The sequence below is a fragment of the Pseudomonas sp. D8002 genome, assembly GCF_013385695.1.
Lineage (GTDB): Bacteria > Pseudomonadota > Gammaproteobacteria > Pseudomonadales > Pseudomonadaceae > Aquipseudomonas.
Genome location: NZ_JACAPM010000075.1, coordinates 17,515 through 28,180, shown reverse-complemented (window position 1 = coordinate 28,180; position 10,666 = coordinate 17,515). Strand labels below are relative to the sequence as shown.

Here is a 10,666-nt window from a genome sequence, read left to right as displayed (position 1 = left end):
TTCAAAAGTGAGCCGCTGTAAAAGCGGAACCAATAGCGGCCATAACCGCAGCAACGGATATGCCCCCAACCTGAAAACCTACTTCTTTTTCTTCGGAACCCGCACCAACTGCGTGTCGGAGTAGATGTCATGCCAGCCACGCTTCTGCTTGTCGAACAACGACCAGATAAACCCAAGCCCCAGGCACAACCACGAAGCAATCGACACCACAAACCGCAACAACGCCTGCCACAGACTAATCCGCGACCCATCAGCGTTCTGCACCCGCACCCCCCAAACCTGCATCCCCAGGGTCTGCCCCGAGTGCGTCCAGAACTTGGCAAAAAACCCAAACAACACAAAAAACAAAATCGTCGACAACAGCGGATCACCATCCAGCGCGCCGGATTCGGAAAGCGCCCGCAACTTGGCCTCACCGACAAACCCCATCCACACCAGCTTGTAGATGAAGGCCGTGACGATCAGCAGGGCGGTGCACAACAGGAAGTCATAGAACATCGCTGCCAGACGACGGCCCAGGCCTACGGCGGGAAACTCGCCTTGGGGGCTCAGCAGGTGTTTCGACATGGCATGGCTCTCGGCAGGAAAAAAGCCATTTTACGGAAGAACGCCCATAAAAAAGCCCCTGATGTCATATCAGGGGCTTTTTGTCGCAGCAAGGATCAGCCTTCTGCTTGTACTTCGTCGGCTTGCATGCCTTTCTGGCCCTGCACCGCGATGAAGGTCACTTTCTGGCCTTCTTTCAGGCTTTTGAAGCCGTTGCCCTGAATAGCGCGGAAGTGGACGAACAGATCCGGACCGCTTTCTGGAGTGATAAAACCAAACCCTTTTTCGTCGTTAAACCACTTGACGGTACCGCTCTGACGATCAGCCATTTTCTTATTTCCTTGACGCAAAAAAATTAATGACAGCCCCTTTCACATGAAAGAGTACTGGGCTGGGTTGCAGGAAAGTAAGAGACGTCGAACGGGTTGTAGCAAACTTTGGCTACTGCCCAGGTCCAGGTTCAAAGCGACCCATGCAAACACAGTGGGCAAACTCTACGCCAACTAATACAGAAAAAACAAGCCCCGGCAAAACCCCAGGTTTTGCTCGGCCTCGTTACACTTCTGTCCACAATGTGGAACGCGTTTATTCGATAGAATTCGTCACTTGTTATAGGTGACTGAACATAACATTGACTATCGTCAATGCACTTTAATGTGGCGGTTGCGTTACAGATTAGTGCACGTTGACGCAACCGCGTTACTTATAGGAACAGTCAATCAACCACGGTAGTAACGTTGTGGCACGAATGGCATTTTACTTACACGTAGTGGCACCTTTTTCCCACGTACCAACGCAGATACTTCGGTATCCAGTGCGATGAAAGCGCTGTCCAGATAACCCATGGCCAGCGGGCCGCCCAGGCTCGGGCCAAAACCGCCGCTGCAGACGCTGCCGATCACGGTGCCGTGTTCGTCGACGATTTCTGCGCCTTCACGGACCGGCGTGCGTTCCTGTGGCAACAGGCCTACGCGTTTGCGGCTGACGCCGGTTTGTTGCTGGGTGAAGATCGCATCGGCGCCCGGGAAGCCACCGGCGCGTGCGCCATCAGCACGACGGGCCTTGGAAATTGCCCACAACAGGCTGGCTTCAATCGGCGTGGTCTCGGTGTTCATGTCATGGCCATAAAGGCACAGGCCGGCTTCCAGGCGCAGGGAGTCGCGGGCGCCCAGGCCGATGGCCTGTACTTCGGTTTCGGCCAGCAGGCTGCGGGCCAGGGCCTCGGCGTTCGCGGCCGGTACCGAGATTTCGAAGCCGTCTTCGCCGGTGTAGCCCGAGCGGCTGACGTAGCAGTCCACGCCCAGCAGGCGGGTCGGTGCGAATTGCATGAAGGTCATGTGCTTGACCTCCGGCGCCAGGCGCGCCAGCACGCTGACGGCAGCCGGGCCTTGCAGGGCCAGCAGGGCGCGTTCCTCGAACAGTGGCTCGATGGTGCACTGGTCACCGATGTGCTGGCGCAGGTGGGCCAGGTCCTGGTCCTTGCAGGCGGCGTTGACCACCAGGAACAGTTCGCCGTTACCCAGGTTGGCGACCATCAGGTCATCCAGGATGCCGCCTTGCTCGTTGGTGAACATCGCATAACGCTGCATGCCCACCGGCAGGTCGATGATGTCCACCGGCACCAGGGTTTCCAGGGCCTTGGCGGCACCGGCGCCGGTCAGGCGGATCTGGCCCATGTGCGACACATCGAACAACCCGGCTTGTTCACGGGTGTGCAGGTGTTCTTTCATCACGCCCAGCGGGTATTGCACCGGCATGTCGTAGCCGGCGAAGGGCACCATGCGTGCGCCCAGTTCGATGTGCAAGGCGTGCAACGGGGTTTTCAACAGGGTTTCGGTGGACATATTCAGCTCCTGAAAAACGTGCGGACGCGCTTATAGGCGTCAGCACTCGATAATGTTGACCGCCAAACCGCCACGGGCGGTTTCCTTGTATTTGCTTTTCATGTCGGCGCCGGTCTGGCGCATGGTGCGGATGACCTTGTCGAGGGACACGAAGTGTTGCCCGTCGCCGCGCAGGGCCATGCGCACCGCATTGATGGCCTTGACCGAACCCATGGCGTTGCGCTCGATGCAGGGCACCTGCACCAAGCCGCCGATGGGGTCGCAGGTCAGGCCGAGGTTGTGTTCCATGCCGATCTCGGCGGCGTTTTCTACCTGGGAAACCGTACCGCCCAACACTTCGCACAGGGCGCCGGCAGCCATGGAACAGGCCACGCCGACTTCCCCCTGGCAGCCGACTTCGGCGCCGGAGATCGAGGCGTTTTCCTTGTACAGAATGCCGATGGCTGCGGCGGTGAGCAGGAAGCGCACCACTCCGTCTTCGCTGGCCCCCGGGATAAAGCGCATGTAGTAGTGCAACACCGCCGGCACAATCCCGGCCGCACCGTTGGTGGGCGCCGTCACCACGCGCCCGCCATTGGCGTTTTCTTCGTTGACCGCCAGGGCGTAGAGGTTGACCCAGTCCAGCACCGACAACGGGTCGCGCAGCGCCGACTCCGGGTGCTTGCACAGTTGGCGATGCAACGCGGCGGCGCGGCGCTTGACCTTCAGCCCTCCGGGCAAAATCCCTTCGTTGCGACAGCCCGCGTCCACGCAGTCCTGCATCACCTGCCAGATCTTCAGCAGGCCGGCGCGGGTTTCCGCTTCCGGGCGCCAGGCGCTTTCATTGGTTAGCATCACCTGGCTGATGGACAGCCCATAGGTGGCGCAATGGCCGAGCAAGTCCTTGGCACTTTTGAACGGGAACGTCAGGGGCGTGGCGTCTTCGACAATCCGGTCGTGGCCGGCGGCGTCTTCATCCACCACAAACCCGCCGCCCACCGAGTAGTACTCGCGGCTGCGAATCTGCAAGCCGGCGGCGTCGAAGGCGCGGAAGATCATGCCGTTGGGATGATAGGGCAGGGGTTTGCGAATCATCGCCAGGTGTTCTTTCTCGTTGAACGCAATGCTGTGTTCGCCGAGCAGGTTCAAGCGTGCGTTGCCGCGAATTTCCAACAGGCGGGCGGCAACGGTTTCGGTGTTCACGGTATCCGGGTGCTCGCCTTCCAGGCCCAACAATACGGCCTTGTCACTGCCGTGGCCTTTGCCGGTGGCGCCGAGTGAGCCGTAGAGCTCCACCTTGACGCAGGTGGTGGCGCCCAGCAGGTTGTCGCGCTTCAGTCCCTCGACGAATCGAGCGGCAGCGCGCATCGGGCCGACGGTGTGGGAGCTGGAGGGGCCGATGCCAATCTTGAACAGGTCGAACACGCTTAAAGACATGGTTGTTCTCCGGTTTCTTATTATTGAACGGATGTACGCGGTCCAATGTGGGAGCGGGCTTGCTCGCGAAAGCGGCGGGTCAGTCACCAGATGTATCAACTGACACTCCGCATTCGCGAGCAAGCCCGCTCCCACATCAGGTTACGCGTAGCTCTCGATCGACGGGCACGCGCACACCAGGTTGCGATCGCCAAACACGTTGTCGACCCGGCCAACCGGCGGCCAGTACTTGGCTTCGATCAACGACGCCACCGGGTACACCGCTTGTTCACGGCTGTATGGGTGGCTCCATTCGCCAACCAGTTCCGCAGCAGTGTGTGGTGCGTTCTTCAGCGGGTTGTCGTCCTTGTCCAGCGAGCCATTTTCCACCGCGCGAATCTCTTCGCGGATGGCGATCATCGCGTCGCAGAAGCGGTCCAGTTCTTCCCTGGATTCGCTTTCGGTCGGCTCGATCATCAGGGTGCCAGCCACCGGGAACGACATGGTCGGCGCATGGAAACCAAAGTCGATCAGGCGCTTGGCCACGTCATCCACGCTGATGCCGCTGCTGTCTTTCAACGGGCGCAGGTCGAGGATGCATTCGTGGGCCACCAGGCCGTTGCTGCCGGTGTACAGCACCGGGTAGTGCTCTTCCAGGCGACGGGAAATGTAGTTGGCGTTGAGGATCGCCAACTGCGAAGCGCGCTTGAGGCCCGCGCCGCCCATCATGCTGATGTACATCCAGGTGATCGGCAAAATGCTCGCGCTGCCGAACGGTGCGGCGCACACCGCGCCTTCCTTGCGTTCCATCGCGGCATGGCCGGGCAGGAACGGCGTCAGGTGGGATTTGACGCCAATCGGACCGACGCCCGGGCCGCCACCGCCGTGGGGAATGCAGAAGGTCTTGTGCAGGTTCAAGTGGGACACATCGCCGCCGAACTTGCCCGGGGCGCAGAGGCCGACCATCGCGTTCATGTTGGCGCCGTCGATGTACACCTGGCCGCCGTTGTCGTGAATGATCCCGCAGATTTCGCGGATGCCTTCTTCGAACACGCCGTGGGTGGACGGGTAGGTGATCATCAGCGCAGCGAGGTGCTCGCGGTGCTCGATAGCCTTGGCACGCAGGTCTTCGATGTCGACGTTACCGCGTGCATCGCAGGCGGTGACCACGACGCGCATGCCGGCCATGTTGGCGGTGGCCGGGTTGGTGCCGTGGGCCGACGACGGGATCAGGCAGATATCGCGGCGTTCTTCGCCACGGCTCTGGTGATAGGCACGGATGGCCAGCAGGCCGGCGTATTCGCCCTGGGAACCGGCGTTCGGTTGCAGGGAAATCGCGTCGTAACCGGTGGCCGCGCAGAGCATGGCTTCCAGTTCGGTCGTCAGTTGCTGGTAGCCGGCGCTTTGCGAGGCCGGGGCGAACGGGTGCAGGGCACCGAACTCGGCCCAGGTCACCGGGATCATTTCGCTGGCGGCGTTGAGCTTCATGGTGCACGAGCCCAGCGGGATCATGGTGCGATCCAGGGCCAGGTCCTTGTCGGCCAGCTTGCGCAGGTAGCGCATCAGCTCGGTTTCGGAGTGGTAACGGTTGAACACCGGGTGGCTGAGAATTGGCGACTGGCGCAGCAGCGCGGCCGGCAGGGTGCTTTCAACGCTGGCAGCCAATGCGGCGAAGTCCGGCAGGGCTTTACCGCCGGCGAACACGCTCCACAGGGTTTCGATGTCGGCTTGGGAGGTGGTTTCGTCCACCGACAGGCCAACGCGTTCGCCGTCGACCACACGCAGGTTGATACGCTGGGCGCGAGCCTTGTCGTGCAGGGCAGCAGTTTGCGCGCCGGTCTTGATGGTCAGGGTGTCGAAGAAGTTGGCTTGTTCAACCGCCAGGCCCAATGCGCCCAAGCCTTTGGCGAAGATCGCGGTCAGGTGGTGAATGCGGTTGGCGATCTGGGTCAGGCCTTTCGGGCCGTGGTACACGGCATACATGCTGGCGATGTTGGCGAGCAATACCTGGGCGGTGCAGATGTTGCTGGTGGCCTTCTCGCGGCGGATATGTTGCTCGCGGGTCTGCATGGCCAGGCGCAGGGCCGGCTTGCCGAAACGGTCCACGGAGACGCCGACCAGGCGGCCCGGCATGTCGCGCTTGAACGCATCCTTGGTGGAGAAGTACGCCGCATGCGGGCCACCGAAGCCCAGCGGAACGCCGAAGCGTTGCGCGCTGCCGATGGCCACGTCGGCGCCGAACTCACCCGGCGGGGTCAGCAGGGTCAGGGCCAGCAGGTCGGCGGCCACGGCTACCAGCGCATTGGCGGCGTGGAAGCGCTCGGTCAGTTCGCGGTAGTCGAACACGTCACCGTTGCTGGCCGGGTATTGCAGCAGGGCGCCGAAGAAGGCACTGACGTCGGTCAGTTCACGCTCGTCGCCCACGACCACGTCGATGCCCAGCGGCTCGGCACGGGTGCGCAGTACGTCGAGGGTTTGCGGGTGGCTGTGCACGGAGGCGAAGAACGCGTTGCTGCCTTTGTTCTTGCTCAGGCGTTTGCAGAAGGTCATGGCTTCGGCAGCGGCGGTGGCTTCGTCCAACAGCGAGGCGTTGGCGATCGGCAGGCCGGTGAGGTCGCTGATCAGCGTCTGGAAGTTCAGCAGCGACTCCAGGCGGCCCTGGGAAATCTCCGGCTGATACGGCGTGTAGGCGGTGTACCAGGCCGGGTTTTCCAGCAGGTTGCGCAGGATCGGCGACGGTGTGTGGCAGTTGTAGTAGCCCTGGCCGATGTAGGTCTTGAACAGCTCGTTCTTGGCGGCAATCGCCTTGATCGAAGCCAGTGCGTCGGCTTCGCTCAGGCCGTCGCTCAGGCCCAGCACAGCGGTGCCCTTGATGCTTTCCGGGATCACGCTGGCGCTCAAGGCTTCCAGGGAATCAAAGCCCAGGGTGGCGAGCATGTGTTGCTCGTCGTCCTGGCGCGGGCCGATGTGGCGGGCGATGAATTCGTTGGCGGTGGTCAGATTAGTCATGGCGCGCTCCTCAGGCTTCAGCGTTGGCTTTGATCAGGCGGTCATACGCATCCTGATCCAACAGCTTAGCTACTGCGTCGGCATCAGCCGGTTTAAAGCGGAAGAACCAGCCTTCGCCCATCGGGTCTTCGTTGACCAGCTCGGGGCTGCCTTCCAGCTTGTCGTTTACTTCGAGGACTTCGCCGTCCAATGGCATGTATACGCCGCTGGCGGCCTTGACCGATTCAACGGTGGAGGCTTCTGCCCCTTTGTCGTAGGACTGCAGCTCAGGCAGTTGCACGAAAACCACATCACCCAGCGCGTTCTGCGCAAAAGCGGTAATGCCCACGGTCACGCTGCCGTCGGCTTCGGCGCGCAGCCATTCGTGATCTTCAGTAAAGCGCAACTCGCTCATGGAAACTCCTCAGGGCCAGATTCGTCTGGTGGACGGGATTGGAATAATGGGGAGTTGCTTAGCAAAATTGCGGCCAATGTTTTTTTATCGTTATAAAACAATTAGTTACTGATTATGGCGGGTGATGTTCGGAAGGTGGTTGTAGCGATATCGCTACAGCTGGACCGTTGAAAAAAAGACTATGAGGATCAAAGCCTTGCATGGCGACGCCTAAGACGGTGTGTATCGATATCGTTCCACTGTAGCGCTTTCAGTACGGGCGGAGGTCGCTTTTGAGGGCGCCGTAGATCAAATGTGGGAGCGGGCTTGCTCGCGAAAGCGGTATGTCAGTGCCGAATGTATTGACTGACCCAACGCATTCGCGAGCAAGCCCGCTCCCACATGTTGATCGCGTGCAGTCAGTCAGGGCTTGTTGGGAATGCCGTACTTGCGCAAGCGATGGGCAATGGCGGTGTGGGAGGTTTGCAGGCGGCTGGCCAGCTGGCGCGTGGACGGATAGCTGACATAGAGCTTCTCCAGCAACCCGCGCTCGAAGTCTTCCACCGCCTGCTCCAGGCTGTCGACTTCACCATCGTTCTGCCGCGCCACCGAGGTGCCGGCGATGTCCAGGTCGCCGATGTCCACCAGGCTGCTTTCGCAAATGGCCGCGGCGCGGAAGATCACGTTCTGTAATTGCCGCACGTTGCCCGGCCAGCGGTTGCCCAGCAGCGCCGGGTAGGTGCCCGGCGCCAGGCGGCAGACCGGGCGCTGGATCTGCGCGCAGGCCTGCTGCATGAAGTAGCGGGCCAGCAGCAGGATGTCCTGGCCGCGCTCGCGCAGGGGCGGCACTTCGACGTTGAGCACGTTGAGGCGGTAGAACAGGTCTTCGCGGAAGGTGCCTTCGCTGACCATCTTTTCCAGGTCGCGGTGGGTGGCGCTGAGGATCCGCACATTGACCTTCACCTCACGGTCGCCGCCCACCCGGCGGAAGCTGCCGTCGTTGAGAAACCGCAGCAGCTTGGCCTGCAAGTACGGTGACATCTCGCCGATCTCGTCGAGGAACACCGTGCCCTGGTTCGCCAGTTCCATCAGCCCCGGCTTGCCGCCGCGCTGGGCACCGGTGAAGGCTCCGGGGGCGTAGCCGAACAGTTCGCTCTCGGCCAGGTTCTCCGGCAGCGCCGCGCAGTTCAGGGCCAGGAACGGCGCGCTGTGGCGTGCGCTGATGGCGTGGCAGGCACGGGCCACCAGCTCCTTGCCGGTGCCGGTCTCGCCCTGGATCAACAACGGTGCATCCAGCGCCGCCACCCGTTGCGCCCGCGCCTTGAGGGTGCGGATCGCCGGAGACTCGCCCAACAACGCGTCGAAACCTTCGGCGTGGTCATGGTGCAGCGCCGACAGTTGTTCGCCGATGCGGTTGGGTTGGTACAGGGTCAGCAGGGCGCCGGCGTCGGTGATCGGCGTGGCGTCCAGCAGCAGGGTCTGGCCGTTGACGCTGATTTCCCGCAGGGCCAGGCGAAAGCCGTGTTCCAGCAGGGTGGCCAGCAGGGTTGGGTCGTCGAACAGTTCGTTGATGCTTTCCCCGGCGGGTTCACGACCGTACAAGGCGATCAGCGCCGGGTTGGCCAGCAGGATCTTGCCGGCGCTGTCCAGGGCCAGTACCGGGTCGGTCATGGCGGCGAGCAGGGCATCGAGTTGCAGGTGCTGGCGCTGGCCGGGGAGGATGTCGACCACGGTCACGGCTTGCACGCCGCGCACGCTGAACAGTGCATCACGCAGCTCTTCCAGTACCTCGGCGCTTAGGGTCGGGGCGTCGATGTAGACGTTGGGCGGAACCATTTCCACCGCATCCAGGTTCAGATTGCGCCCACCGAGCAAGGCCAGGACTTCCTGGGTGATGCCGACGCGGTCGATGAAGCTGACGTGGATACGCATGGGGCTGTTTTTGGTTCTGGCGAGCGAGAGGTGGCAAGTATGCCTTGGAGAAGATAGAGATCAAAATGTGGGAGCGGGCTTGCTCGCGAATGCGGTGTGTCAGTCACCGGATGTATTAGCTGACACACCGCATTCGCGAGCAAGTCGAATCGTCGCACCGCCGCTCCCACATTTGATAGTTGGTGCCTGGGAAATCAGGTTATTCGAGGTGTTCGGGTTTGACCGGATCCCCAGGCTTCACATCCAACTGATGGCGCACATCTTCAAACATCAAATCGTACTGCTTGTGCATCTGGCCATTGAGCACGGCAATCTTCGGCATGCCGTACTTCTGCGCGATGTTCATCGCCTGCCGGGCGAAGTCGAACGACTGGTCCTTGGGCAGGAAGAACTCTTCCTTGAGCTCCTTGCCCTGCACCGTGCCGTGCATCTTGAAGAGCATTCCCTTGCCTTCCTTTGGGTCCTGGCTGACTTCGTAGTCGATGCACAGGTTGTAGCTGTAGTCATCCTTGTTCAGCGCGTGGCGTTCGATGTGCAGGTGACCAGGTTCAAAGGTAGCCATAGGCGTTTCTCCTCTACTTCACAGGTAGGTGATGCCAGGTTTTGCGGTACTGATGCGGGTGCCGGCGCTGCCCTGGACAATTGCTTCGATGTCCGAGAGTGAACCGATCACTGCGGTTTTTCCAGTCTGGCGGGCGAACTCGCACGCGGCCTGGACCTTGGGTCCCATGGAGCCGGCGGCGAAGCCGAGCTTTTCGATTTCGTCCGGGTGTGCCTGGCCGATGGCTTTCTGGGTGGGCTTGCCGAAGTCGATAAAGGCGGCATTGACGTCGGTGGCGATCACCAGCAAATCGGCGTCCAGTTGCCCGGCCAGCAACGAGGAGCACAGGTCTTTGTCGATCACGGCTTCAATGCCCTTGAGCTTGCCGTCTTCGCCATACATCGTCGGAATCCCGCCGCCACCGGCGCAGATCACGATGCTGCCTTTTTCCAGCAGCCACTGGATCGGGCGGATTTCAAAGATCCGTTTTGGCCGTGGGCTGGCCACCACGCGGCGATACTTGTCGCCATCGGGGGCAATCGCCCAGCCTTTTTCAGCGGCCAGTTTTTCCGCTTCGGCTTTGGAGTACACCGGGCCGATGGGTTTGGTCGGGTTCTGGAAGGCCGGGTCCTTGGCGTCGACTTCGACCTGGGTCAGCAGTGTGGCGAACGGCACTTCGAAGTCCAGCAGGTTGCCCAGTTCCTGTTCGATGATGTAGCCGATCATGCCTTCGGTTTCGGCTCCCAACACATCCAGCGGGTAAGGTGAAACCTGGGTGTAGGCGGCAGCCTGCAGCGACAGCAGGCCCACTTGCGGGCCATTGCCGTGGGCAATCACCAGCTCGTTGCCTTTGTGGATCTTGGCGATCTGTTCGGTGGCGATGCGGATATTGGCCCGTTGATTGTCTGCGGTCATGGGTTCACCACGGCGCAGAAGGGCGTTGCCGCCCAGTGCAACGACGATACGCATATAAGGTTGTCCTTCCAGAATCCAGCGTTGTGAACACCGGGCCAAATGTGGGAGCGG

At 61.3% G+C, this 10,666-nt stretch carries 9 protein-coding genes; all 9 read right to left on the bottom strand.

Annotated elements, in window-relative coordinates:
• Nucleotides 1–78: 78 nt before the first annotated feature.
• Nucleotides 79–567 (bottom strand): RDD family protein, encoded by a 489-nt coding sequence (locus HX807_RS31360; protein WP_017475695.1) that lies wholly within the window; start codon nucleotides 565–567, stop codon nucleotides 79–81.
• A 95-nt stretch (nucleotides 568–662) separates the two neighbouring features.
• Nucleotides 663–875: a cold-shock protein gene (locus HX807_RS31355; RefSeq protein WP_003220045.1), complete on the bottom strand. Its 213-nt coding sequence runs from the start codon at nucleotides 873–875 to the stop codon at nucleotides 663–665.
• 390 nt (nucleotides 876–1,265) lie between these two features.
• A complete protein-coding gene (gcvT, locus tag HX807_RS31350; RefSeq protein ID WP_177052186.1) occupies nucleotides 1,266–2,390 on the bottom strand; it encodes a glycine cleavage system aminomethyltransferase GcvT in 1,125 nt (374 codons plus the stop codon).
• Nucleotides 2,391–2,429: 39 nt separating this feature from the next.
• On the bottom strand, nucleotides 2,430–3,806 hold the full coding sequence (locus HX807_RS31345; RefSeq protein WP_003220047.1) for an L-serine ammonia-lyase: 1,377 nt from the start codon (nucleotides 3,804–3,806) through the stop codon (nucleotides 2,430–2,432).
• A 141-nt stretch (nucleotides 3,807–3,947) separates the two neighbouring features.
• On the bottom strand, nucleotides 3,948–6,794 hold the full coding sequence (gene gcvP, locus HX807_RS31340) for an aminomethyl-transferring glycine dehydrogenase (RefSeq protein WP_102369778.1): 2,847 nt from the start codon (nucleotides 6,792–6,794) through the stop codon (nucleotides 3,948–3,950).
• A 10-nt stretch (nucleotides 6,795–6,804) separates the two neighbouring features.
• Nucleotides 6,805–7,188, bottom strand: coding sequence for a glycine cleavage system protein GcvH (gene gcvH / locus HX807_RS31335; protein WP_177052184.1), 384 nt, complete (start codon nucleotides 7,186–7,188; stop codon nucleotides 6,805–6,807).
• A gap of 402 nt (nucleotides 7,189–7,590) precedes the next feature.
• Nucleotides 7,591–9,099: a sigma-54-dependent transcriptional regulator gene (locus HX807_RS31330; RefSeq protein ID WP_102605962.1), complete on the bottom strand. Its 1,509-nt coding sequence runs from the start codon at nucleotides 9,097–9,099 to the stop codon at nucleotides 7,591–7,593.
• A 199-nt stretch (nucleotides 9,100–9,298) separates the two neighbouring features.
• Nucleotides 9,299–9,661, bottom strand: a complete 363-nt coding sequence (locus HX807_RS31325; protein ID WP_003220051.1) for a DUF5064 family protein — start codon at nucleotides 9,659–9,661, stop codon at nucleotides 9,299–9,301.
• 18 nt (nucleotides 9,662–9,679) lie between these two features.
• On the bottom strand, nucleotides 9,680–10,609 hold the full coding sequence (gene arcC / locus HX807_RS31320) for a carbamate kinase (protein WP_087692649.1): 930 nt from the start codon (nucleotides 10,607–10,609) through the stop codon (nucleotides 9,680–9,682).
• Between the last annotated feature and the right edge of the window lie 57 nt (nucleotides 10,610–10,666).

What these genes read in the sequence shown, in the direction of transcription:
- gcvT (WP_177052186.1), bottom strand. Translation starts at nt 2,390, where the DNA reads ATGTCCACCGAAACCCTGTTGAAAACCCCGTTGCACGCCTTGCACATC.
- HX807_RS31325 (WP_003220051.1), bottom strand. Translation starts at nt 9,661, where the DNA reads ATGGCTACCTTTGAACCTGGTCACCTGCACATCGAACGCCACGCGCTG.
- HX807_RS31360 (WP_017475695.1), bottom strand. Translation starts at nt 567, where the DNA reads ATGTCGAAACACCTGCTGAGCCCCCAAGGCGAGTTTCCCGCCGTAGGC.
- gcvH (WP_177052184.1), bottom strand. Translation starts at nt 7,188, where the DNA reads ATGAGCGAGTTGCGCTTTACTGAAGATCACGAATGGCTGCGCGCCGAA.
- gcvP (WP_102369778.1), bottom strand. Translation starts at nt 6,794, where the DNA reads ATGACTAATCTGACCACCGCCAACGAATTCATCGCCCGCCACATCGGC.
- HX807_RS31345 (WP_003220047.1), bottom strand. Translation starts at nt 3,806, where the DNA reads ATGTCTTTAAGCGTGTTCGACCTGTTCAAGATTGGCATCGGCCCCTCC.
- HX807_RS31355 (WP_003220045.1), bottom strand. Translation starts at nt 875, where the DNA reads ATGGCTGATCGTCAGAGCGGTACCGTCAAGTGGTTTAACGACGAAAAA.
- arcC (WP_087692649.1), bottom strand. Translation starts at nt 10,609, where the DNA reads ATGCGTATCGTCGTTGCACTGGGCGGCAACGCCCTTCTGCGCCGTGGT.
- HX807_RS31330 (WP_102605962.1), bottom strand. Translation starts at nt 9,099, where the DNA reads ATGCGTATCCACGTCAGCTTCATCGACCGCGTCGGCATCACCCAGGAA.